Below are 22,528 nucleotides of genomic sequence, written 5' to 3'. Positions count from 1 at the left end.
AATCGTGGCGGAGCAGGCCTCATGCGCTCGCTCCCACCCGACGTGCCATCCGCGCGTCACACCCACCCCTCGGAGGATTCGTGTTCTGGATCGTGCTCGGTATGACGCTGACCGTCGTTCTGGCGGCGTTCGTCGTCGGCATCGTCGCGCTGCCGGCGCGACGGGCGGGCCGTCCGGTGCTCACCACGCGTGGCGAGAAGCTCTTCCGTGTCGGTCACGCGCCAGCCGCCCCGCGCGCCGCGACGGTCAAGGACGGCGAGCGCGCGGCCGAGCGCGGCGGTCGGATCCGCCGCTCCTGATCCCCAGCTGACGCGTGCCGTCGCCGCCTCGTTGGGCGGTTGTCGGTGCCGTTTGCAATGATGGCGGCGTGGATCAGCTCTGGGAAATTCTTGGTGTCGTCGCCGTAGCGCTCGTCGCCGCTGTCATGGGCCTCGTGGCCTTCGTCCGCAGCCGTTCGCGCAAGGCTCCGAAGGTTCCGGCGCGCGAGGAATCCGTCGAGATTCCGCGCACGCCACCGAAGAAGACGCAGTACACGCCGAGTTCGGGTGTGCGCATCGACACGTCGAAGTCGGCGGCGCCCACCCCGGCGAAGCACGCGCAGACCGACGTCGTCGACGCACCGCGCGATGAAGCGCCCGCCCCCGAGGTCGTCGAGCCCGCTGACGTCGTCGACGAGACGCCCGCGCCCGAACCGGCTGCGCTCGAGCGCCCCGAGTCGGCCCGTGGGCGCATGGTGCGCCTGCGTGAGCGACTGTCGCGCTCGAACACTGCGCTCGGCAAGGGCCTGCTCGCCTTGCTGTCCGGCGGCAGCCTCGACGACGAGGCGTGGGAGGACGTCGAGGACACGTTGCTGCAGGCCGACCTGGGTGTCGAGGCGACGACGCAGATCGTCGACAACCTCAAACGCCGCATCGCCGTGCACGGTGCCACGGACGAGGAAACCGTCTCCGGCTGGTTGCACGAGGAACTGCTCGCGCAGGTCGGCCCCGACATGGATCGCCGCATCGCGGCGAGCCGTGTGGGCGATCGACCCGCTGTCGTCCTCGTCGTCGGCGTCAACGGCACGGGCAAGACGACGACCGTCGGCAAGCTCGCGCGCGTTCTCGTCGCCGAGGACAAGGACGTCATCCTCGGCGCGGCCGACACGTTCCGTGCCGCCGCAGCCGACCAGCTCGAGACGTGGGGCGCCCGCGTCGGCGTGCCCACCGTTCGCTCCGAGAAGGAGGGCGCCGACCCGGCCGCCGTCGCGTTCGACGCTGTCAAGGCCGGTCAGGAGAACGAGTGCGACGTCGTGCTGCTCGACACCGCGGGGCGCCTGCACAACAAGGTCGGTCTCATGGACGAGCTCGCCAAGATGAAGCGCGTCATCGAGAAGCGCAGCCCCATCGACGAGGTGCTGCTCGTCCTCGACGCGACGACCGGCCAGAACGGCATGCGTCAGGCCGAGGTGTTCGGCCAGGCGGTCGACGTCACGGGTGTCGTACTGACGAAGCTCGACGGCACCGCCAAGGGCGGCATCGTCGTCAACGTCCAGCGTGAGCTCGGCGTGCCCGTCAAGCTCGTCGGGCTCGGCGAGGGCCCCGACGACCTCGCGCCGTTCGACCCGGAGGCCTACGTCAACGCCGTGCTCGACTGAGCAGGCCGGGCTCGAGCCCCGCAGCGCCCACCCGCCGTCACGGCCGGTGGGCGCTCGTGCGTCCACGCTTCGACACGAAACGTCTCACATGGCGTGCATACCCTCAGGATGTGACCGCGATTTCACGTCAGCGCCGCATCCGAAACATAGGCGAAACATCGCGAGCCGCATGCTGAAACGTGGCGAGGGCAGGATCACTGAGCATGAACGCACACCTTCTGGCGGCAGAGGCCGCCCCGAAACTCGACTATGCGGCCACCGCATTCGTCCTCGTGTGCGCATCGCTCGTGCTCATGATGACGCCCGCGCTGGCGTTGTTCTACGGCGGGATGACGCGCTCCAAGTCGGTGCTCAACATGATGATGATGTCGTTCGGCGCCCTCGGCGTCGTCGGCATCATCTATGTGCTCTACGGCTACTCGATGTCGTTCGGCACCCACGACATCGCCGGGCTGATCGCGAACCCGGGTGACAAGTTCGGTCTGCACAACGTCGCCGACGTGTTCAACTCGTTCGGGTACGAGGGCTACGGAAACATCCCCGAGCTCGCGTTCGTGGGCTTCCAGCTCACCTTCGCGGGCCTGACGGTCGCGCTCATCTCCGGCGCCATCGCCGACCGTGTGAAGTTCTCGACGTGGCTCGTCTTCTCCGCGATCTGGGCGACGATCGTGTACTTCCCGATCGCGCACATGGTGTGGGGCGGCGGGTTCCTCGGCGGCACCGACCAGGGCGTCGCCGCGACGATGTTCGGTTCGACCGACGGCAAGGCCACGTTCGCACCGATCGACTTCGCGGGCGGCACCGTCGTGCACATCAACGCGGGCATGGCGGGCCTCGTCCTCGCTCTCATCGTCGGGCGCCGCGCCGGTTTCGGCCGCGTGCCCATGCGCCCCCACAACGTGCCGCTGACCATGCTCGGCGCCGGTCTGCTCTGGTTCGGCTGGTTCGGGTTCAACGCGGGTTCCGAGCTCGCCGCAGACGGTTCGGCGGCCCTCGTGTGGGTCAACACGGCCGCCGCGACGTGTGCGGCGATGATCGGTTGGCTCGCGGTCGAGAAGATCAAGGACGGTGAGGCGACGTCGATCGGTGCCGCCTCCGGCGTCGTAGCCGGTCTCGTCGCGATCACCCCCGCCTGTGGTGCGCTCAGCCCCGTCGGCTCGCTCATTCTCGGCGCGGTCGCCGGCATCCTCAGCGCCCTGGCCGTCAGCCTGAAGTTCAAGTTCAACCTGGACGACTCGCTCGACGTCGTCGGCGTCCACCTCGTCTCCGGCCTGTGGGGCACGATCGGCGCCGGCCTGCTGTCGACGACGAACGGCCTGCTTTACGGCAAGGGCTACGAGCAGACGGTCGTGCAGATCGTCATCGCGCTCGGTTGCGTCGCGTTCACGGGCGTGCTCACCGCCGTCATCGGTCTCGCCCTCAAGGCGACGATGGGCTGGCGCATCGACCACGACGACGAGCTCGCGGGCATCGACTCCGCCGAGCACGCCGAATCCGCCTACGATTTCGGTGGGTTCGCCTCCGGTACCCGCGTCGGCCACGGCCTACTGCCGTCCGGCCACGGCCCCCTCGGTGGCAGCACCACCGGCGCAGAACACAACGACCCGCGAGGAGTGCAGGCATGAAACTCGTCACCGCCATCATCAAGCCGTTCAAGCTCGACGACGTCAAGGAAGCCCTCGAGGCCTTTGGCATCGCCGGGATGACGGTGAGCGAGGTCAGCGGCTACGGCCGCCAGCGCGGCCACAGCGAGGTTTACCGCGGCGCCGAGTACAGCGTCGACTTCGTGCCGAAGCTGCGCATCGAGGTCGTCATCGACGACGCCGACGCGCCCGCCGTCGTCGACGCCGTCGTGCGTGCCGCTCAGACGGGACGCATCGGTGACGGCAAGGTGTGGACCGTTCCCGTCGACGACATCGTGCGCGTGCGCACCGGCGAGACCGGCGCTGCCGCGGTCTGAGCGCCCCTGGGACGTGAGCCTCGACGACGTGAGCCTCGCCGACGTGGCGTACGAGTCCTCGTGGTCCGAGTGCCGACGGTGACGGTCGGCCGCCCCGGTTCGGTCGAGACCCTGACGAACGCCGTCGCTACGCGAGGATCGCCGGCCCGGCGTTCGTCGGCGTCCGTCCCGCTTCGTGAGGCGCACCGCGCCGCGCGCCACGCCGTCGTAGTCGCCGTAGACGCACAACCCCAGCCATCGACGGCGCAGAACCCCCGCCCAGCCCTCCCAGAGAGGACGATGCAGCCATGAGCGCCGTCTCCGCCCACTACGCCGCACGTCTCGACCTCGCGCGCACGCGCGAGTTCGAGCAACCCGGCGCGGGCCCCGCACGTCGGGAGCGGCTCGCGGCGTCGGCCCATGCCTTCATGGCGCAGGCCTGGCGCGATGCGTGTGCGGCGACGGGGCTGCCCGAGCGTCAGAGCGGTGTGGCGCTCGCCGTCGTCGGCTCGCAGGCCCGGGGCGATGCGGGGCCGTTGAGCGATTACGATCTCGTCCTCCTGCACGACGGGCGCAGCGTCGGCTCGAAACGCATCACCGAGCTCGCGGGCGCCCTGTGGTACCCGTTGTGGGATGCAGGGGTGCGCTTCGATCACTCCGTGCGCACGCTGGCGCAGTGCCGCCAGGCCGCGTCGTCAGACCTCGCCGCTGCGGTCGGCATGCTCGACATCGCGTCCGTGGCCGGTGACGACGTCCTCGTCGCCGGGGTACGCCAGGCGATCGCCGCCGACTGGCGCGGTGCCGCGCGCAAGCGGCTGCCGGAGGTCGTCGAGTCGTTGCGGGCGCGGCACGCGCGTTTCGGTGACATCGCGACGACGCTCGATCCGGACCTCAAGGAATCCGGGGGAGGCCTGCGCGACCTCAGCCTCGTCGGCGCGCTGACGACGGCGTGGCTCGCCGACCCTCACCGCGCCAGCGCAGAACGCGCCCGAGCGCAATTGCTCGACGTGCGCGACGCGTTGCACGTCGTCACCGGGCGGGGTCGGGAGCGGCTCAGCCTGCAGGATCAGGACGCCGTGGCGGCGCTGCTCGGGTGCTCCGACAGCGACGAGTTGCTGACGCGCGTCGTCGACGCGGCGCGCACGATCACGTACGTGACGGACGCGGCCGTGCGCGCGGCCGGCCAGTCGCAGCGAGCCCGGGCGTTGCGCGTCGGGCCGCGCCGACCGTCGCTGACGTCGCTCGGGCACGGGTTGCACCTGCACGACGGCGAGGTCGTCCTCGGCGCGGGGCGCCGCGACGGCGGGCACCTGACGTTGCTGCGCGCCGCCGCTGCGGCGGCCTCGCGGGGTGCGCTCATCGGGCCGACGACCCTCGCGAACCTCGTCGCGAGCTGCGGGCCGCTGCCCGCCCCGTGGCCGCGAGAGATCCGGGAGGGTTTCGTGGGGTTCCTCGCGAGCGGGCCCGGCATCGTCGACGTGTGGGAGGGCCTCGATCTGAGCGGCATCGTCGACGTCTGGCTGCCCGAGTGGTCGACGGTGCGTTCGCGCCCGCAACGAAACGCGATCCACCAGTTCACCGTCGACCGACACAGCATCGAGGCCGTCGTCATCGCGGCGGGCCTGCGCGAGCACGTGGCACGGCCCGACCTGCTCCTCGTCACCGCGCTGCTGCACGACATCGGCAAGGTCGCAGGCGCGCGTGACCACAGCGCGGAGGGCGCACCCGTCACGCGCGCGATCTGCCAGCGCATGGGCTTCGATCGCGCCGACTGCGACCTCGTCGAACGTCTCGTGCGCGAACACCTCACGCTCGTCGATCTGGCGACGAAACGCGACCCCGACGACCCTGCGACCGTCAGGATGCTCTGCGAGGCGGCCGGCAGCGCCGAAGGCCTCGACCTGCTCGACGCGCTGACGGAGGCCGACGCGCGAGCAGCGGGACCACAGGCATGGACGACGTGGCGCGCCGGCCTCGTGCGCGACCTCGCCGCGCGAGCACGCAGGCGTTTCGCGTCGGGGGAGACGGTCGCAGGCGTGCCCGCACCTGCCGCGACCTTCGAGGGTGCCTCGTCCCCCGACAGGTCATCGCCCGGGGCGACGGCCGAGCAGCGGCCGTCCGAGGACGTGGCGACCGGACGCGTCGGTTCTCCTCCTGCGGTCTCTCGACCCTCAAGTCGCGCCCCCGCGGCGTCAGCCCAGGCCCTGGGCGAGACCGATTCGGTCGCGGAAGGCGACGGGGTGCAGGCGCAGGTCGACGCTGGCAGCCCGTCGGGCATCGTGAGCGCGGACGAGCGGGGAAGCGTCGCGGCGGGGGAGGTGGTCGTCGAGATCGAGCCGCTGGAGGGCGTGAGCGGCGTTGTGACCGTCCGCATCGTCGACGTCGACCGGCTCGGCCTCTTCGCCGACATGGCGGGCGTGCTCGGGCTGCGACGCACGTCCGTGCGGTCGGCGAACCTGCGGACGATCGACGGCCTCGCCGTCGACACGTGGGTCGTCGAGGTGCCGCACGGCGACGTGCCGCGCACGAGCGACCTGGCGCGGTCGCTGCGAACGTTGCGCGAGGGCGAGCGCCTGCCGCTGCGTGCCCTCGAGGCGGACGCGCGCCGTCGCGCCGCCGCGGGGCCGTCACGCGCGACGATGCCGCGGGCGTCCGCGTTCGTCGTCCCGGGTGCATCGCAGCACGCGACCGTCATCGAGGTGCGCGCCGCCGACCGTCTCGGATTGTTGTTCGACGTGGGGTCGGCATTCGCCGCCGAGCGGGTCTCCGTGCGCTCCGCGCACATCGCGACATATGCGGGACGCAGCGCCGACACCTTCTACGTCACGGACGAGCAGGGCTCGCCGCTGGCGCCACCGCACGCGGCGCGCGTCATTGGCGCCGTGCTCGACGCCGTCGGCACCGCCGGCTGACGCATCTCTTCGCTCGAACCGCTACCTCGAGGAACTCCGGCACCCGTCCCCATCGACGATCTGCATCCCCATCCGCGAATCCCGTCCCCCTCTGCGATTTTCGTCTACATCTGCATCTACGCCCATGTGGACGAGCATCGCAGATGGGGACAGTCGCCACGATGCGTCGTTCCTCGAGGGCATTCCCGCCGAGACCGAGCGTCGACATCGACGAACGCCGACGCGACGGGCTCGGCATCGGCGCCACTGCACGGTCGATCTGACGGGGCCGCATGGGAGCGGGTAATCTGGGCCGGTGTTCAATAGCCTCTCAGACCGCCTGACAGCGACCTTCGCCAACCTCAAGGGCAAGGGGCGTCTCACCGAGTCAGACATCAACGCGACCATCCGTGACATCCGGATGGCGTTGCTCGATGCCGACGTCGCGCTGCCCGTCGTCAAGCAGTTCACGCGGGGGGTGCGTGAGCGTGCGCTCGGTGCGGAGGTCAGCCAGGCGCTGAACCCCGGCCAGCAGGTCGTCAAGATCGTCAACGAGGAGCTCGTCGCGATCCTCGGCGGCCAGACGCGGTCGATCCAGTACGCGAAGACGGGCCCGACCGTCATCATGCTCGCCGGTCTGCAGGGTTCCGGTAAGACGACGTTCGCGGGCAAGCTCGCGCGTCGGCTGCGCGACGAGGGTCACTTCCCGGTGCTCGTCGCCGCCGACCTGCAGCGTCCGAACGCCGTGCGTCAGCTCGAGGTCGTCGGTGAGCGTGCGGGCGTGCCGGTGTTTGCGCCCGAGCGTGGCAACGAGGGTGGCCACGACGCGGTCTCGGAGACGGGCGAGGGCACACGCAGCCACGGCGACCCCGTCTGGGTTGCCCAGGCCGGTGTCGCACAGGCGAAGGTACGCCAGTACGACGTCGTCATTGTCGACACCGCGGGTCGTCTCGCTGTCGACGAGAACCTCATGCAGCAGGCCGCCGACATCCGTGAGGCGATCCAGCCGAACGAGGTGCTCTTCGTCATCGACGCGATGATCGGTCAGGCCGCCATCGAGACGGCGATCGCGTTCCAGGACGGCGTCGACTTCACGGGTGTCGTCCTGTCGAAGCTCGACGGTGACGCCCGCGGTGGTGCCGCCCTCTCGGTGGCCTCGGTGACGGGTCGCCCGATCATGTTCGCCTCGACGGGCGAGGGCGTGAAGGACATCGAGGTCTTCCACCCCGATCGCATGGCGAGCCGCATCCTCGACATGGGTGACGTGCTGACGCTCATCGAGCAGGCGGAGCGCGCGTTCGACAAGCGCCAGGCCGCCGAGATGGCGCGCAAGTTCATGGACGAGGAGGATTTCACGTTCGACGACTTCCTCCAGCAGATGTCGGCCATCAAGAAGATGGGCAACATCAAGGGCCTGCTCGGCATGATGCCGGGCATGGGTCAGATGCGTGACCAGCTCAACTCGCTCGACGAGCGCGAGTTCGACCGTGTCGAGGCCATCGTCCGCTCGATGACGCCGTTCGAACGCACGCACCCGAAGCAGATCAACGGTTCGCGACGCGCGCGCATCGCGCGAGGTTCGGGCGTCTCGGTCTCCGAGGTCAACCAGTTGCTGCAGCGTTTCGGCGAGGCGCAGAAGATGATGCGTCAGCTGAAGCGTGGCGGCGGCATGCCGGGCATGCCGGGCATGGGTGCGATGCCTGGTGGCGGCGGTGGCAAGAAGGCGAAGAGCCAGCCGAAGAAGAAGGGCAAGAGCGGCAACCCCGCCAAGCGTGCGCAGGAAGAGGCGGCCGCAGCGGCCAAGGCCGAAGCGGCGCGTGCGGCCGCGATGGAGAACGCCTTCGGCCAGATGAACGACGAGCCCGACTACTCGAACATGAAGCTGCCGAAGGGCTTCGAGAAGTTCCTCGGCCCGGGGGCGGACAAGGACTAACCGCGTCGGTCGTCCTTCGGCCCGGAGGAGTTGTGCAGGTTCGTGCGACCGGTATCGCGAACATGCACGACCTCTCGGGCGATCAGCGCCGACGTCGCGCGATAGTGTCGGTTCATGAATGACGATGTGCTTCACCTCACCGGCTGCATCCTGGCCGGGCCTGACGATGAGGTGGGGGAGGCCTGGGTCGTCGACGGACGCATCACCTACGCGCGTCCCGAGACGAACCTCGACGACGCCGTCGAGCTCGACGGCTGGTTCCTGCCGGGGCTCGTCGACGCGCACTGCCACGTCGGGCTCGAGTCGCATGGGGGAGTGCCGCCCGAACGCGCCGAAGAGCATGCCCTCGCCGACCGCGCGGCCGGCGCGCTCCTGCTGCGCGACTGCGGCTCACCCGTCGACACGCACTGGATCGACGAACGTGACGACCTGCCCCGCATCGTCCGCGCCGGCCGCCACATCGCCCGCACCAAGCGCTACATCCGCAACTACGCCCACGAGATCGAGCCCGAAGATCTCGTCGCGTACGTGCGCCAGGAGGCGCGCCGCGGTGACGGCTGGGTCAAGCTCGTCGGCGACTGGATCGATCGCGACGCCGGCGACCTCACCCCGTGCTGGCCCGCAGAGGCACTGAAACCCGCCATCGACGCCGCCCACGCCGAGGGCGCGCGCGTCACCGCGCACTGCTTCGGCGAGCAGTCATTGTTCGACTTCGCGGACGCCGGCGTCGACTGCATCGAGCACGCGAGCGGCCTCACCGAGGAATCCATCGCACTGTTCGCCGAGCGCGACATCTCGATCGTCCCGACCCTCGTCAACCTCGACAACTTCCCGACGTTCGCCGCTGCCGGCGAGGCCGCGTTTCCCGCCTACGCTGCGCACATGCGCGACCTGCACGCCCGCCGGTACACCACGATCGGCGCGGCCCGCGACGCCGGCATCCGCATCTACGCCGGCACCGACGCGGGCGGTCAACTGCCGCACGGCCTCATCGCGAGCGAGGTCGCCGAGATGACGAACGCCGGGATGAGCAACAGCGAAGCACTCGCGACGGCGACGTGGGGCGCGCGCGAATGGCTCGGCCACGAACGCCTGACGGAGGGTGCGCCGGCCGACATCGTGATGCTCGACGCTGACCCGCGCGACGACGTGCGCGTCCTCGCCGCGCCGCGCCACGTCGTCCTGCGCGGACGCATCGTCGAGTGAGGCCAAACGTATGAGCAGCGCCGAATTCCTCCACGCCGACGGCGAACGTGTCAGCGTCAGCGTTGCCCGGCGAGCCGACATCGAGCCCTACCGACGCGCGATGACGCGCTCCGCGGCACGCATCGGCTCGTGGAACCCCGTCAATCCGGGCGATCTCGTCCACCACCTCGCGGCGCAATCCGAGAAGCACCGCACCTTCCTCATCCGCGCCCATGACGACGTGCGCGCCCCGCACGACACGGCCGGTCTCGTCGGCTGCGTCAACGTGTCGAACGTCGTGCAGGGGCGGTTCATGAGCGCGACGATGGGGTACAACGCATTCGACCCGTACGTCGGGCGGGGGCTGTTCCGCGAAGGTCTCGCGCTCGTCGTCGACATCGCTCTGCGCCCCACCCCGTCGGGCATGGGCCTGCACCGCGTCGAGGCGAACGTGCGCACGGCCAACGCGACGTCGGCGGGCGTCCTGCGGTCGCTCGGTTTCAGACGCGAACGCACCGTCCGCCGCATGTTGTGGCTCGCCGACGGCCCGTCGGGCGCCAACGCCTGGCGCGATCACGACTCCTACGCGATCACCCGCGAAGAATGGCCGGCACGCGCCTACGCCGAGCATGACTCTCCGGCCGGCGTCATCGTCCTCGACGACGCGATCAGTGAACTGGTCGCCGTTGCGCTGGCGCGTGAGCTGACGGCGGTGGCCCTGTTCGGACTGCCTTACGCGGCGGCCCTCGACGTCGCTGCGTACGCCGGTGCGCCGATCGTGTGGTGCGCGGGTTCCTCAGCTGAGCGCGCCCTCGTCGATCTGACGGCTCGCGGCGTGCGCGCCGCGCGGCCCGATGACGTCACTGCCGCGCAACTGCGGAAACTCAACGACAGTCCCCACGATGCGCGAGCCTTCGTCCAGCAGGCGCTGAACTTGCGTCCGCGTCTCAGCTGACCACCGCTTCGAGCGTTCCCCGCCGAACCACACCGGACGTCGAGCCACGCTGAGGTCGCGCCACACCGAGCATGCTGCCGGGCCCTCACCACGCGTGTGGTGAGGGCCCGGCAGCATGCTCGGTCAGCGCGTCACTTGACGGTGACGTTCACCGAGTCCGAAGCGAACTGCGAGCCGTTCTCGAGGAACTTGATCGAGTAGGTGCCCGACTGCTCCATCGGTACCTTGACGGTCAGCGTGACAGCCTGGCCGTCAGCGTTCGCGGTGCCCTTGGAGTCGAGCGTGCCCTTCTTCGACTGTGAACCGTTCGAGATCTCATAGCTGTACTTCGCGCTGGACTTGAACTGCACGGCTGTCGTGAAGTAGACCCGCTGGCCCTTGTACGAGGCGTCGATGCTGCTCGCGTCCTCCTTGCAGAACTGAGCCGACGACACGTAAGCCAGGTTCTTGCTGAGGCACGAACGCGTCTCGTGGCTCGAGGCGAAGCCGATGATGTCGCTCTTCGTCACCTTTGCAGAACTGGCTGCCTGCGAGCTGGGCGACGAAGACGAGTCGGTCGATGCTGACGAGCTCGTCTCCGAGGTCGCGGGCGACGACTCGGGCGACGATTCAGCGGCGCTCGACGTCTCGGGCGCAGCCGACGTGGCCTGCGACTGGGCGGCCGTGGGGCTCGACGACATGGGGTTGCTCGGCACAGCGGCGCCCGACGATGAGCTGCCGCCGCTCTCGACGGTGCTGCATCCTGCAAGCGTGAGCGAGGCCAGTGCGAGCGTCGGAACGATGGTTCGGCTGATCTTCATGGCTTCCTCCTGGTTGTCGGTGTCATCATTCTGATGCGTTGGACCCGGATCCGGTTCCATCTCGGAGCAAAGAATTCATGAAGCCTCGATAGATCCTGAATGCGGCCTGGTCTCAGCCGTTCACGACGACCCGGAAGTCGCGCCGCACGAGCAGCTTCTCGCCCTTGTAGACCTCGCAGCGGGCGTCATCGCTGCCCGCGACGGTGATGCTCGCCGTCACCACCCCGAGGTTCTTGTCGACGCGCCCTGCCTCGAACGGGAAGTCGAACACCCGCGTGCCCTTGCGGATCCGGACGCGCAGTGGCGACCCCTTCGCCCCCGCGACGACGGCGGAGCACTGCAGGCCCTTGCCGCGCTCGAGCTGGATCACATCAGAGGTCTCGGCGCACGAGAGCGATTTCTTCTTGTGCCCCGGGGTGTCCTTGATCTGGGTGCGCATGCGCACCTGGCTGGCGCCGTCGGCGCCCTGTGGGCCCTTGACCTTGACGGAGCCGCTCACCGGCTTGGCGCCGTCGACGGTGAACTCGCACGCGTAGATGCTGGCGGGCATGGCGGGCGGAGCGACGCCGATGTCGCCGCTCAGTGCGACCTCGCCGTCCGAACCGGGCTTGCCGACGTCGCCGGTCTGCTACGTCAGCTCCTCGCCGTCCTTGAGCACACGCATCTTCACCTTGCGTCCCGGTTTGACCGTGGTCGCGCAGGCGAGGTCGCCCCCCTCGTGATCGGCGTCAGTCGACGCTGATCTCGCCCATCTCGTCCCAGCCGTCGCCCTCGACCTGACGCGAGACGATCTTGGGCGTGGCCGTGAGCCATTCAGCCGTCGACGACGTGAAGGCCTTGAAGTGGTCCGAGGAGACGTGCGCCACGGCCGCGTCGTCCTGGAACGCCTCGACGAGCACGAACTCGTTCGGCTTCTCGACGCTGCGGCTCCACTCGAACCACAGGTTGCCCGCCTCGGCGCGCGTGGCCGCGGTGAAGTCGGCGACGTGGTCCATCCACCCGTCGACCTTGTCGGGGCGGACGTCGAACTTGACAACGATGAAGATCATGGTGAGTACCTCTCGAGTGCGCCCGCTGGACGTGACGATGACGTGGCGTGCACCTGCGCGACGCCACGTCATCTTTCTATCACCTCATACCGACAACGCCCCCGGGCGACGGCTCGACGCGCTCACGCGCACGCAGATCGCTCGCCGTACCCGTCTGCGTCACACGGCCGAGCTCAGGCGACCTCGTCGACCTTCTCCGACTGACGAAGGTCGTCGGAGTCGATGCTGCGCGGCATGCGCAGCCCCTCGTCGAGCAGGAAGCGGACGTAGGCGTAGTTGGAGAAGAATCCGGGCAGCTCGTCGGTGAGCGCGCTGCGTTCGAGCACCTCGCGGGCCTCGTCGAGGCGCTCGGACTCGTCGGCGTCGGCGGTGCGCTTGAGCTTGGTCATCTCCTCGTCGATGACGCGCCCGAGCAGCTCCCGCGTCACCTGCGGGCCCTCGGCGAGCTGCGTCGAGTGGTGCAGCCACTGCCATAGCTGGGCGCGGCAGATCTCGACGGTCGCCGCATCCTCCATGAAGTTGCCGATGGCGACGGCGCCCTTGCCGTCGATCCACGCCGCGAGGTACTGCAGCGCGACGCTGACGTTGTGGCGCACGCCCTGCAGGCTCGTCGTCTGCATCGTGCCCTCGAGGCTGACGAGGGCCGCCGCGTCGAAGCGCTGCGGGCGCTTGACGTCGATCTGGTCGAGCTTGTTGCCGAGGACGTGGGTGAAGGCGGACAGCACCGTGTCGACCATCGCGGGGTGGGCGACCCACGAACCGTCGAAACCCTCCTCGGCCTCGCGCTCCTTCTCGGTGTGGACGACGTTGAGGACGCGGTGACGCATGTCGTCGTCCTGCAGCGTCGGGTTGTTCGCGGCGGGCGCGGCGATCGCGTGCGTGCCGCGCTTGTGCGAAGTCGCGACCAGCAGTTCGGTGAACTCGCGCATGAACGGCGTCGTCATCGTGATGCGCTCGCGGTCGGGCAGGACGTACTCGTCGCCGCGGTGGGCGAAGGTACGCACGTAGCTGAAGATGTAGTCCCAGCGGCCCGCGTTGAGACCGGCGGCATGCTCGCGCAGTTCGTAGAGGATCTCCTCCATCGCGAACGCGGCGGGCAGCGTCTCGATGAGGATGCTCGCACGGATCGTGCCGCGCTCGATGCCGAGGGCGTCCTGAGCCTCGACGAAGACGTCGTTCCACAGGCGCGCCTCGGCCGCCGACTCGATCTTCGGCAGGTAGAAGTACGGGCCGAACCCGGCGTCGATGAGAGTCTGCGCGTTGTGGAAGAAGAACAGGCCGAAGTCGACGAGCGTCGCCGAGATCGGGCGGCCGTCGACCGTCAGGTGCTTCTCGCACAGGTGCCAGGCGCGCGGGCGCATGATGAGCGTTGGACGCTTGCGCTCCGGGTGCGCGCGGTACTCGCGCACCGCGTCGGCGAGCACGATCTGGCCCTCGATCATGTTGAACCACGTCGGTGACGTCGCGTCCTCGAGGTCCGCGAGCCACGTCGAGGCGTTCGACTCCATCGCGTGCTGCGTCATCGAGCGCGTGACGGGGGAGACGAGCTCGACGCGGCGATCGAGCAGCCCCGGCGCGGCGGGCGCGACCTGCCACGACGCGTCGTCACGCACGGACTGCGTCGCGGGGTCGAAGTCGAGGTCGGTGCCCGTGTTGATGCGGCGTGACAGGTCGCGACGCTGAGCGAGTAGTTCGGCGCGACGCCCGGCGAACGCTCCGTCGAGCCGGCCAAGGAAGGCGAGGGCGCCGGGCGTCAGGATCTCCTCGAACCGAGGGTGCAGCTGACCGCGGACGGTGGGGGAAGAGCTCATGAGCCCTCCTTCGGGTGCGCTGTGGGCGTCGTCGGGGCGACGGCTGGGCTGGGCTTGGACTCCATCATGACCGATCGCGACGCCCGGGCGGGCGGCGCTCGCGACGCGGACACGGCCGCGGCACGCATGGTCGCGGGATCGGGCGATCAGGGTGCGCGGCGCGACGGGGGTAGGGGTGAGCCCCCACCCCCACGCGATCGGAGCCAGGTGATCGCGCGGGGGTGGGGGCCGGTTCAGTGGCGGGAGCAGCTCAGAACTGAGCGCTCTCCGTCGACTCCTTCAGCGCGGTCGTCGACGACTCCGGGTTGAGCGTCGTGGCGACCAGGTCGAAGTAGCCCGTGCCGACCTCGCGCTGGTGACGCGTGGCCGTGTAGCCGCGGCTCTCGGAGGCGAACTCGCGCTCCTGCAGCTCGACGTACGCCTTCATCTGCTCGCGGGCGTAGCCGTGGGCCAGGTCGAACATCGAGTAGTTGAGAGCGTGGAAGCCGGCGAGGGTGATGAACTGGAACTTGAAGCCCATCGCGCCCAGCTCGCGCTGGAACTTGGCGATCGTGTCGTCGTCGAGGTGCTTCTTCCAGTTGAACGACGGCGAGCAGTTGTACGCCAGCATCTGGTCGGGGAACTCGGCCTTGACGGACTCGGCGAACTTCTTCGCGAGCTCGAGGTCGGGCGTGCCCGTCTCCATCCAGATGAGGTCGGCGTAGGGCGCGTAGGCCTTCGCACGCTCGATGCAGGGCTCGATGCCGTTCTTGACCTTGTAGAAGCCCTCGTTCGTGCGCTCGCCGGTGAGGAACTGCTGGTCGCGCTCGTCGACGTCGGACGTGATGAGCGTCGCGGCCTCGGCGTCCGTACGGGCGATGACGACGGTCGGCGTGTTCGACACGTCGGTGGCGAGGCGGGCGGCGTTCAGCGTACGAACGTGCTGCTTCGTCGGGATGAGCACCTTGCCACCGAGGTGGCCGCACTTCTTCTCGGAGGCCAGCTGGTCCTCCCAGTGCACGCCGGCGGCGCCGGCGGCGATCATCGACTTCATGAGCTCGTACGCGTTGAGCGGGCCACCGAAGCCGGCCTCGGCGTCGGCGACGATCGGCACGAGCCACTCATCGACGCTCTTGATGCCCTCGGAGAACTCGATCTGGTCGGCGCGCATCAGGGCGTTGTTGATGCGGCGGACGACCTGCGGCACCGAGTTGGCCGGGTAGAGCGACTGGTCCGGGTACGTCTGGGCGGCGAGGTTCGCGTCACCGGCGACCTGCCAACCGGACAGGTAGATGGCCTTGAGGCCGGCCTTGACCTGCTGGACGGCCTGGTTGCCCGTCAGCGCGCCGAGGGCGTTGACGAAGTCCTCGGTGTGCAGCTTCTCCCAGAGGTTCTCGGCGCCGTGCTTGGCGAGGGTGAACTCCTCCTGGATGCTGCCCTGGAGACGGACGACGTCCTCAGCGCTGTAGTCACGCTTGACGTTCTTCCAGCGCTCGTTGGTGTCCCAGTCCTTCTGGATCTCGGCGGCGCGTGCCTGGATGTTCTCGCCAGTCATGGCTCCTGGTCCTTTCCTCGGTGAAGCCTCAGCCGGGTGGCGGTGGGGCTCGATGTGTCCACTCTGGCCGATCGAACTGGTAAGTAACAAGAGTTTTCCGATAAAGATCTGCGATTATTGACACATCGACAGGTTTTTCGGGGTCTTTGGCCCCGAGTGAGCACGAGGTGACGCATGGCGCGGGCGAAGGTGAACGGTATGAGCGACACGAGCGCACCGCGCGAGGGGCGGCTGTCGCGCCCCCACGTCTCCACCGAGACGGCCACCCGACCCGAGCGCGCCGCACCCGACGCCCTGACGATCGGACGCCGCCTGCGTCACGTACGTCAGGGCGCCGAGCGGACGCTCGGAGACGTCGCGGCCGCCGTCGGCATGAGCCCGTCGGCGCTCTCGCTCATCGAGAACGGCAAGCGCGAGCCGCGACTATCGGTGCTGACGTCGCTGGCCGAGGTGCTCGACGTCCCCCTCGCCGACCTGCTCGCGACCGCGCCGCCGTCACGGCGTGCCGCGCTGGAGATCCGACTCGAACGCGCGCAGCGCGCCGAGCAGTACTCGGCGCTCGGGCTGCCGACGGTTCGGGTCGGGCCGCGATTGCCGACGGAGGCGCTCGAGGCGCTCGTCGGGATGCACGAGGCGCTCGCGTCGATGCAGAGCGAGCGCGCCGCGACGCCCGAGCACGCCCGGCGTGCGAACGCCGAACTCCGCACGCGCATGCGGGAGGCCGACAACTACTTCGGTGACATCGAGCAGGCAGCCGCCGACCTGCTCGCCGGCGTCGGGCATGCGGGCGGGCCGGTCTCGCGCACCTCCGTCGATCGGATGGCGGAGCACCTCGGGTTCTCGCTCGTGCACACCTCGGATCTGCCGAACTCGACGCGCACCGTCAGCGATCTGGCCAATCGCCGGATCTACCTGCCGCAGCCGGAGGCGGGCCAGCACGACGCGCGTTCGCTCGCGCTGCAGGCGCTCGGGCACCTCGTCCTCGGCCACGAGGTGCCGGCCGACTACGCCGAGTTCCTCTCCCAGCGCGTCGAGATCAACTACTTCGCGGCGGCCGTCCTCATGCCGGAGAAGGAGCTGGGGGCGCGGCTGCTCGAGGCCAAGGCGGCCAAGGACATCTCTATCGAGGACCTGCGCGACGCGTACGGCGTCTCCTACGAGACGGCCGCGCACCGGTTCACGAACCTCGCGACGAAGGTGCTCGACATCCCCGTCCACTTCATGCGCATCAGCGCCGACGGCGTCATCTACAAGGCGTACGAGAACGACGGCATCGTCTTCCCGGCGGACGCGACAGGCGCCATCGAGGGCCAGCGGGTGTGCAAGCACTGGACGGCGCGTGTCGTGTTCGACCAGCCCGATCTGTCGCGCTCGTACCAGCAATACACGGACACGCGCTCGGGCACGTACTGGTGCTCGGCGTCCGTCGATCGCACCTCGTCGGGCTTGTTCAGCGTCAACGTCGGCACTCCGTACCAGCACGTCAAGTGGTTCCGCGGGCGCGAGACGACGTCGCGCTCGCAGTCGCGATGCCCCGACCCGTCGTGCTGCACACAGCCGCCGGGGGAGCTGACGGCGCGCTGGGGCGGGCACGCCTGGCCGAGTGCTCGCGTGCATTCGCACCTGCTCGCCGCGATGCCGCCCGGCACGTTTCCGGGCGTCGACGACACCGAGGTGTACCAGTTCCTCGAACGCCACGCGCGCGAGAGCTGACGTCCCTTCCTGATGTCGCCCGGGTTCTCGGGCGCCCGCGCCCGAGAACCCGGGCGACATCACGAGGGAACGCGGCGATTGGGCGTAGCTGGCGCCCTCTGGCAGAATGGCGGGGTACCCGTGTGTCTGCCACCGCAGATGCGCGCCTACCCCGAGTCACGGTTCCCCGCGAGGTTCGGTGTGCGTCCGTACAACGCTCGCCGTCACACCCCCTTCGGTCTTGCCGTGGTTCACACGAACAGAAAGTGAGACCGCCACCATGGCAGTCAAGATTCGCCTCAAGCGCCTCGGCAAGATCCGTCAGCCCCAGTACCGCGTCGTCGTCATGGACAGCCGGACGAAGCGTGACGGCCGCGCGATCGAGGAGATCGGCAAGTACCACCCCAAGGAGGAGCCGAGCCTCATCGAGATCGACTCCGAGCGTGCGCAGTACTGGCTCTCCGTCGGCGCGCAGCCGACCGAGCAGGTCGCCGCGCTGCTCAAGATCACGGGTGACTGGCAGAAGTTCAAGGGCGAGCCGGGTGCCGAGGGCACGCTGAAGAAGGCCGAGCCGAAGGCCGACAAGAAGGCCCTCTACGAGGCCGCTCTCAAGGCTGCGCAGAACGCGACGGACTCCTCGAAGGACGGCGCCACCACGGCCAAGAAGAAGGCTGACGCCCCCAAGGCCGAGGCGCCCGCCGCCGAGGCCCCCGCCGCTGACGCTCCGGCTGCCGAGGCCGAGAAGACCGAAGAGGCCTGATCCTCGTGCTCGAAGAAGCACTGGAGCACCTCGTCAAGGGCATCGTCGACCACGACGGCGACGTCGTCGTGCGTCACAAGGACGGGCGCCGCGGCGAACTCCTCGAGGTTCGCGTGCACCCCGACGACCTGGGGCGCGTCATCGGCCGCTCCGGTCGCACCGCCTCCGCCCTTCGCACCGTGGTCTCCGCGCTGGCCGGCGGTCGCCCGGTTCGTGTCGACATCGTCGACACCGACCGCGCCCGCTGAGCTGTCGCACCGACGAAACCGCCTCCGCCGTCACGGTGGGGGCGGTTTCGTATTGCCGGATGCGTCGGCCGGGCGAGCGGCCGGGGTGTGGTCGCGCCGCGAAGGGCTTGGGCGCGTCGGGCCGGTGGCGGACCTGCGGGGTGCGCCCGCGACACGGGCGCCAGGGCTGTGCTGGTGCGATGCGACAATAGGCGGCATGGATGACGTCGTCGTGGCACGGATCGGCAAGGCTCACGGGTTGAAGGGCGAGGTGACCGTGCAGCTGCACACGGATTCGCCGGAGCAGCGGTTCGTGCCCGGCGAAACGTTCGAGACGGAACCGGCCTCACGCGGCCCGCTGACCCTGCGCTCGGCGCGCGTTCACAACGGCCTCCACCTGCTCGCCTTCGACGAGGCGCCCGATCGCACGGCCGCCGAAGGGTTGCGCGGCATCAAGCTGCTCGCCGAGGCCGACGACCTCGACGAGGACGACGCCTGGTACGAGGAGGACCTGCTCGGGTTCGACGTCGTCGTCGCCGGTGAGAAGGTCGGCGTCGTCAAGGCGCTCGAATCACGCGAGGTGCAGGATCTGCTCGTCGTCGACGGTGTCGAGGGCTACGACATCCTCGTGCCGTTCGTCGAGGAGATCGTGCCCGAGATCGACGAGGACGCGCGCGTCGTCGTCGTCACGCCCCCGCCGGGGCTGCTCGATCTCGCACGTCCCGATGCGCCCGACGCCCCCGACGACAGCGCCGCGCTCGAGGCCACCGATCCGGCGGAGGCGAACTGAACTCGTGCGCTGCGACATCATCTCGATCTTCCCTGAATACCTCGAACCGCTGAAGCTCAGCCTGCCCGGTCAGGCGCAGCGCAAGGGCCTGCTCGACGTGGCCGTGCACGACCTGCGCGACTTCGCGCACGACCGTCACCGCACCGTCGACGACACGCCCTACGGCGGTGGGGCCGGCATGGTGATGAAGCCGCAGCCGTGGTGGGAAGCGCTCGAGCATGTGCGCACCCTGGGCGACGGCACGCCGACGCTCATCGTCCCCGGCCCCGGTGGTGAGGTGTTGACGCAGCGGCTCGCGCGCGAACTCGCAGACGAGGACTGGCTGATCTTCGCGTGCGGCCGATACGAGGGTATCGACGAACGCGTCTACGAGGCTGCGGCCGACGTCATGCCGGTGCGCGTCATCTCCCTCGGTGACTACGTGCTCAACGGGGGAGAGGTCGCCGTCCTCGCGATGATCGAGGCCGCGGCCCGGCTGCTGCCGGGGTTCATGGGCAACGCAGAGTCGCTCGTCGAGGAGTCGCACGAGGACGGTCTGCTCGAGTACCCCGTCTACACGAAACCCGCGACCTGGCAGGGACGTGAGGTGCCGCCGGTGCTGCTCTCCGGCGATCACGGCAAGGTCGCCGCGTGGCGACACCAGCAGCGCCTCGAGCGGACGGCCGCGCGTCGTCCCGACCTGCTGCACGCCTCCTCGGCCCTGACGCCCGGTGGCGTCGACGATCGCTGGGGCGGTGCCCTGATCGCGAAGGCGACGCCCGCCGACGTCGGCGATCTGCTGACGTGCACGCACGCGTGCTGGCTGCGTGAGGGCATCCTCAACGACACGCTGACGATCCCCGCACAGCACGAGACGGTCGAATCGCTCACGGCGTCGCTCCATGAGTGGGACACGTACGTCCTGCGTCATGACGGCCGGTTCATCGGTTCGGTGCGGGGCAAGCTCGTCGACGACACCTGGCACATCGGCCGGCTCATGGTGGTGCCCGACCTGCACGGACGCGGCCTGGGGCGCGCGTTGCTGGAGTTCATCCAGGAGGTCGCCCCGAGCGACGCGACGCGGTTCGAGCTCTTCACCGGAACGGGCAGCGAGCACAACCTCAAGCTCTACACGAAGGCCGGGTTCCGCGGTGTCGTGCAGCCGAACGGCACGACGGTCGTGTTCACCAAGCGTCGCCGGGGGCGCTGAGCGTCGTACCGCGCCTCTCCATGTACCCACGTCCCTGCCTGCCCGGCGGGCAGGGGGGCATCTTTCGCCGGGGCGCCGGGGCTGCGGATTTCCTCATGGCAGCCGTTCCTGGCAGGATGAACCCTTGCGTCATGTCGCCATGAGTCCCCGCCGCAGGGGGAGTGACTCGTGCGGCAGGTACCCCCGGGGTTTCGATGTAGATCATCCCGGGCATCACCTCGCCGATCACGCGGGTCATGAGACTCGACATGCCGCACGTTCCGAACAGCTTTCCGGCCACCATGGCCGGAACTGACCGTGGCAACCTGCGCGTGCCACAGATACGAGAGATCGACATGAACAAGTTCGACGCGATCGAAGCGGCGAGCCTGCGCTCCGACGTCCCGGAATTCCGCGCCGGCGACACGCTCAACGTCCACGTCAAGGTCATCGAAGGCACGCGTTCGCGTGTCCAGGTGTTCAAGGGCGTCGTCATCCGTCGCCACGGCGGCGGCGTCGGCGAGACCTTCACCGTCCGCAAGGTGTCCTTCGGCGTCGGTGTGGAGCGCACGTTCCCCGTCCACACGCCCGTGATCGAGAAGATCGAGGTCGTGACGCGCGGTGACGTGCGCCGCGCCAAGCTGTACTACCTGCGCGACCTGCGCGGCAAGGCAGCCAAGATCAAGGAGAAGCGCGACGCGGTTCCCGCCAAGAAGGCCTGAGAACGCGCACAGCTCCCAGACGGCTCATGACGTCCATGGACGACGAGCATCACCCCGAAGGCGCGACCCCCACGCGGGGCCGCGCCTTCGGCGCATCCCGACGCACGCGTTCGCTGCGTCCTCGTTCGCTGCGGCGCGTGCTCGGGTGGGTGTTGTCGGGCGTCCTCGTCGCGCTGCTGCTCGTCCACGCGTTCGTCGCGGAGACGTTCACCGTGCCGTCGCGTTCGATGCAGCCGTCGTATCAGGTGGGGGATCGCATCGTGGTGGACAAGCTGCACGATCATCCACGGCGGGGTGACGTCATCGTCTTCTCCGGTGCCGACGTGTTCTACGAGCAGACACCGCGCGACGGGGTGCTCGGCGCACTCGACACCGCCGCGGGGTGGCTGGGGTTCCGCCCGAACGACCAGGACTACCTCAAGCGCGTCATCGGGGTCGGCGGAGACACGGTGAGCGTCGGCCACGACGGCAGGCTGCGCGTCGACGGGCGCGTCGTCGACGAGCCGTATCTGCCCCAGGGGCAGCGATGCGCCTCGGCGGAGCCGTTCTCGGTGCGGGTCCCAGCCGATCACCTGTTCGTCCTCGGTGACAACCGCGACTTCTCGGATGACTCCCGCGGACACCTCGGTGACCCGGGTGGAGGGTTCGTCCCACTCGAATCCGTGATCGGCACCGTCGCCGACACGTACTGGAGCGCACGATGAGACGGCACGATCGATGACGGGAACGCACGCATGACGAGTTCGACCCCGACCCTGCGCCTCGAACGTCAGCTGCTGCGCACGGGGTACACACTTGTCGCAGGCATGGACGAGGTAGGACGCGGTGCGCTCGCGGGCCCCGTCAGCGTGGGCGTCAGCGTCGTCGATGCGGCGACGTCGACGGTGCCGCAGGGTGTCAAGGACTCCAAGCTCGTGCCCGAGCCGAGGCGCCCCGATCTCGCGCGCCGCGTTCGGCGCTGGGCGTTAGACGGCGCCGTCGGCCACGCCTCGCCCGCCGAGATCGACGCGCTCGGCATGACGCGCGCGCTGCGCCTGGCCGGCACCCGCGCCCTCGCGCAGCTGAGCGTGCGCCCGGACGTCGTCATCCTCGACGGCAAGCACGACTGGCTGAGCGAGCCCGAGACGGTCGGACTGCTGGGCCTGCTCGAGCCGGAGAGCGCCCCGACGTGGCACGTCGTCACCCAGATCAAGGCCGACATGCGGTGCTCGTCGGTGGCCGGAGCCAGTTTGCTCGCCAAGGTGGAGCGTGATGCCATGATGGTCGACGCGGCCCGCGACCACCCGGTGTACGGCTGGGGGATCAACAAGGGATACTCCGCGCCCGACCACCTCGCGGCCATCGCCGCGCACGGCGCATGCGACCTGCATCGACGCTCGTGGAAGACTTTCCGCGACACGGGCGCGGTGCCCGCCCCGACGAGCGACGAGGAGTGA

22 protein-coding genes are annotated in these 22,528 nt (G+C 69.3%); 17 read left to right on the top strand and 5 right to left on the bottom strand.

From position 1 onward, the window contains the following. Positions 1-101: 101 nt before the first annotated feature. From DYE07_RS12600 to DYE07_RS12565, 8 genes are all read left to right on the top strand, one after another. Entirely contained in the window at positions 102-299 is a 198-nt protein-coding gene (locus DYE07_RS12600; RefSeq protein WP_139023495.1) for a hypothetical protein, read from the top strand. A gap of 68 nt (positions 300-367) precedes the next feature. Beyond that, a complete protein-coding gene (gene ftsY / locus DYE07_RS12595) occupies positions 368-1,636 on the top strand; it encodes a signal recognition particle-docking protein FtsY (RefSeq protein ID WP_006943279.1) in 1,269 nt (422 codons plus the stop codon). Positions 1,637-1,839: 203 nt separating this feature from the next. Then, the gene (locus DYE07_RS12590; RefSeq protein ID WP_074041203.1) at positions 1,840-3,261 is read left to right on the top strand and encodes an ammonium transporter; all 1,422 of its coding nucleotides are present in this window, start codon (positions 1,840-1,842) and stop codon (positions 3,259-3,261) included. Next, positions 3,258-3,596, top strand: a complete 339-nt coding sequence (locus DYE07_RS12585; RefSeq protein WP_006943278.1) for a P-II family nitrogen regulator — start codon at positions 3,258-3,260, stop codon at positions 3,594-3,596. The genes DYE07_RS12590 and DYE07_RS12585 overlap by 4 nt, the downstream gene beginning before the upstream one ends. A 287-nt stretch (positions 3,597-3,883) precedes the next feature. Continuing rightward, positions 3,884-6,487: a [protein-PII] uridylyltransferase family protein gene (locus DYE07_RS12580; RefSeq protein WP_115297203.1), complete on the top strand. Its 2,604-nt coding sequence runs from the start codon at positions 3,884-3,886 to the stop codon at positions 6,485-6,487. A 295-nt stretch (positions 6,488-6,782) separates the two neighbouring features. Next, positions 6,783-8,399, top strand: a complete 1,617-nt coding sequence (ffh, locus tag DYE07_RS12575) for a signal recognition particle protein (protein WP_006944856.1) — start codon at positions 6,783-6,785, stop codon at positions 8,397-8,399. A gap of 114 nt (positions 8,400-8,513) precedes the next feature. Continuing rightward, the gene (locus DYE07_RS12570) at positions 8,514-9,605 is read left to right on the top strand and encodes an amidohydrolase family protein (RefSeq protein ID WP_115297202.1); all 1,092 of its coding nucleotides are present in this window, start codon (positions 8,514-8,516) and stop codon (positions 9,603-9,605) included. Between the two features lie 10 nt (positions 9,606-9,615). Continuing rightward, entirely contained in the window at positions 9,616-10,539 is a 924-nt protein-coding gene (locus tag DYE07_RS12565) for a GNAT family N-acetyltransferase (RefSeq protein ID WP_115297201.1), read from the top strand. Positions 10,540-10,670: 131 nt separating this feature from the next. Here the strand turns inward: DYE07_RS12565 and DYE07_RS12560 are convergent, their stop codons facing one another. Further along, on the bottom strand, positions 10,671-11,048 hold the full coding sequence (locus tag DYE07_RS12560; RefSeq protein WP_115297200.1) for a hypothetical protein: 378 nt from the start codon (positions 11,046-11,048) through the stop codon (positions 10,671-10,673). Here DYE07_RS12560 and DYE07_RS12555 point away from each other — a divergent pair. Then, entirely contained in the window at positions 11,029-11,373 is a 345-nt protein-coding gene (locus DYE07_RS12555) for a hypothetical protein (RefSeq protein ID WP_136788072.1), read from the top strand. The genes DYE07_RS12560 and DYE07_RS12555 overlap by 20 nt on opposite strands. A 78-nt stretch (positions 11,374-11,451) precedes the next feature. Here the strand turns inward: DYE07_RS12555 and DYE07_RS12550 are convergent, their stop codons facing one another. The 4 genes from DYE07_RS12550 to aceA all read right to left on the bottom strand — a co-directional run bounded on the left by DYE07_RS12550 (position 11,452) and on the right by aceA (position 15,733). Beyond that, positions 11,452-11,889 carry a hypothetical protein gene (locus tag DYE07_RS12550; RefSeq protein ID WP_115297198.1) on the bottom strand — a complete coding sequence of 146 codons (438 nt, stop codon included), beginning with the start codon at positions 11,887-11,889 and terminating at the stop codon, positions 11,452-11,454. A 178-nt stretch (positions 11,890-12,067) separates the two neighbouring features. Next, positions 12,068-12,388, bottom strand: a complete 321-nt coding sequence (locus DYE07_RS12540; protein ID WP_038568821.1) for a putative quinol monooxygenase — start codon at positions 12,386-12,388, stop codon at positions 12,068-12,070. A 173-nt stretch (positions 12,389-12,561) separates the two neighbouring features. Next, entirely contained in the window at positions 12,562-14,199 is a 1,638-nt protein-coding gene (gene aceB, locus DYE07_RS12535; protein WP_115297197.1) for a malate synthase A, read from the bottom strand. 250 nt (positions 14,200-14,449) lie between these two features. Continuing rightward, on the bottom strand, positions 14,450-15,733 hold the full coding sequence (gene aceA, locus DYE07_RS12530; protein WP_006944896.1) for an isocitrate lyase: 1,284 nt from the start codon (positions 15,731-15,733) through the stop codon (positions 14,450-14,452). 198 nt (positions 15,734-15,931) lie between these two features. Between aceA and DYE07_RS12525 the strand changes: the two genes are divergently transcribed. From DYE07_RS12525 to rnhB, 8 genes are all read left to right on the top strand, one after another. Further along, the gene (locus DYE07_RS12525; protein WP_050786492.1) at positions 15,932-17,446 is read left to right on the top strand and encodes a helix-turn-helix domain-containing protein; all 1,515 of its coding nucleotides are present in this window, start codon (positions 15,932-15,934) and stop codon (positions 17,444-17,446) included. Between the two features lie 259 nt (positions 17,447-17,705). Next, positions 17,706-18,185 carry a 30S ribosomal protein S16 gene (rpsP, locus tag DYE07_RS12520; RefSeq protein WP_062256699.1) on the top strand — a complete coding sequence of 160 codons (480 nt, stop codon included), beginning with the start codon at positions 17,706-17,708 and terminating at the stop codon, positions 18,183-18,185. Between the two features lie 5 nt (positions 18,186-18,190). After that, the gene (locus DYE07_RS12515; RefSeq protein WP_006944891.1) at positions 18,191-18,433 is read left to right on the top strand and encodes an RNA-binding protein; all 243 of its coding nucleotides are present in this window, start codon (positions 18,191-18,193) and stop codon (positions 18,431-18,433) included. Positions 18,434-18,629: 196 nt separating this feature from the next. Beyond that, a complete protein-coding gene (gene rimM, locus DYE07_RS12510; RefSeq protein ID WP_062256701.1) occupies positions 18,630-19,202 on the top strand; it encodes a ribosome maturation factor RimM in 573 nt (190 codons plus the stop codon). A gap of 4 nt (positions 19,203-19,206) precedes the next feature. Next, entirely contained in the window at positions 19,207-20,391 is a 1,185-nt protein-coding gene (gene trmD / locus DYE07_RS12505; protein ID WP_006944894.1) for a tRNA (guanosine(37)-N1)-methyltransferase TrmD, read from the top strand. A 335-nt stretch (positions 20,392-20,726) separates the two neighbouring features. Further along, positions 20,727-21,092: a 50S ribosomal protein L19 gene (gene rplS / locus DYE07_RS12500; protein WP_038571206.1), complete on the top strand. Its 366-nt coding sequence runs from the start codon at positions 20,727-20,729 to the stop codon at positions 21,090-21,092. Between the two features lie 26 nt (positions 21,093-21,118). Further along, the gene (lepB, locus tag DYE07_RS12495) at positions 21,119-21,796 is read left to right on the top strand and encodes a signal peptidase I (RefSeq protein ID WP_115297196.1); all 678 of its coding nucleotides are present in this window, start codon (positions 21,119-21,121) and stop codon (positions 21,794-21,796) included. Between the two features lie 30 nt (positions 21,797-21,826). Beyond that, entirely contained in the window at positions 21,827-22,528 is a 702-nt protein-coding gene (rnhB, locus tag DYE07_RS12490; RefSeq protein ID WP_074039817.1) for a ribonuclease HII, read from the top strand.

Origin of the sequence: Dermacoccus nishinomiyaensis, assembly GCF_900447535.1 — a bacterium.
GTDB lineage: Bacteria > Actinomycetota > Actinomycetes > Actinomycetales > Dermatophilaceae > Dermacoccus > Dermacoccus nishinomiyaensis.
This window is presented reverse-complemented; position numbering and strand designations above follow the sequence as displayed.

Bases quoted from the DNA above. Each gene is read 5' to 3' on its own strand.
- DYE07_RS12600 (WP_139023495.1), top strand. From the start codon at position 102: ATGACGCTGACCGTCGTTCTGGCGGCGTTCGTCGTCGGCATCGTCGCG.
- aceA (WP_006944896.1), bottom strand. From the start codon at position 15,733: ATGACTGGCGAGAACATCCAGGCACGCGCCGCCGAGATCCAGAAGGAC.
- DYE07_RS12525 (WP_050786492.1), top strand. From the start codon at position 15,932: ATGAGCGACACGAGCGCACCGCGCGAGGGGCGGCTGTCGCGCCCCCAC.
- DYE07_RS12580 (WP_115297203.1), top strand. From the start codon at position 3,884: ATGAGCGCCGTCTCCGCCCACTACGCCGCACGTCTCGACCTCGCGCGC.
- lepB (WP_115297196.1), top strand. From the start codon at position 21,119: ATGACGTCCATGGACGACGAGCATCACCCCGAAGGCGCGACCCCCACG.
- DYE07_RS12585 (WP_006943278.1), top strand. From the start codon at position 3,258: ATGAAACTCGTCACCGCCATCATCAAGCCGTTCAAGCTCGACGACGTC.
- DYE07_RS12550 (WP_115297198.1), bottom strand. From the start codon at position 11,889: ATGCCCGCCAGCATCTACGCGTGCGAGTTCACCGTCGACGGCGCCAAG.
- aceB (WP_115297197.1), bottom strand. From the start codon at position 14,199: ATGAGCTCTTCCCCCACCGTCCGCGGTCAGCTGCACCCTCGGTTCGAG.
- DYE07_RS12570 (WP_115297202.1), top strand. From the start codon at position 8,514: ATGAATGACGATGTGCTTCACCTCACCGGCTGCATCCTGGCCGGGCCT.
- DYE07_RS12565 (WP_115297201.1), top strand. From the start codon at position 9,616: ATGAGCAGCGCCGAATTCCTCCACGCCGACGGCGAACGTGTCAGCGTC.
- DYE07_RS12590 (WP_074041203.1), top strand. From the start codon at position 1,840: ATGAACGCACACCTTCTGGCGGCAGAGGCCGCCCCGAAACTCGACTAT.
- rpsP (WP_062256699.1), top strand. From the start codon at position 17,706: ATGGCAGTCAAGATTCGCCTCAAGCGCCTCGGCAAGATCCGTCAGCCC.
- DYE07_RS12555 (WP_136788072.1), top strand. From the start codon at position 11,029: ATGATGTCGCTCTTCGTCACCTTTGCAGAACTGGCTGCCTGCGAGCTG.
- DYE07_RS12540 (WP_038568821.1), bottom strand. From the start codon at position 12,388: ATGATCTTCATCGTTGTCAAGTTCGACGTCCGCCCCGACAAGGTCGAC.
- rimM (WP_062256701.1), top strand. From the start codon at position 18,630: ATGGATGACGTCGTCGTGGCACGGATCGGCAAGGCTCACGGGTTGAAG.
- rnhB (WP_074039817.1), top strand. From the start codon at position 21,827: ATGACGAGTTCGACCCCGACCCTGCGCCTCGAACGTCAGCTGCTGCGC.
- rplS (WP_038571206.1), top strand. From the start codon at position 20,727: ATGAACAAGTTCGACGCGATCGAAGCGGCGAGCCTGCGCTCCGACGTC.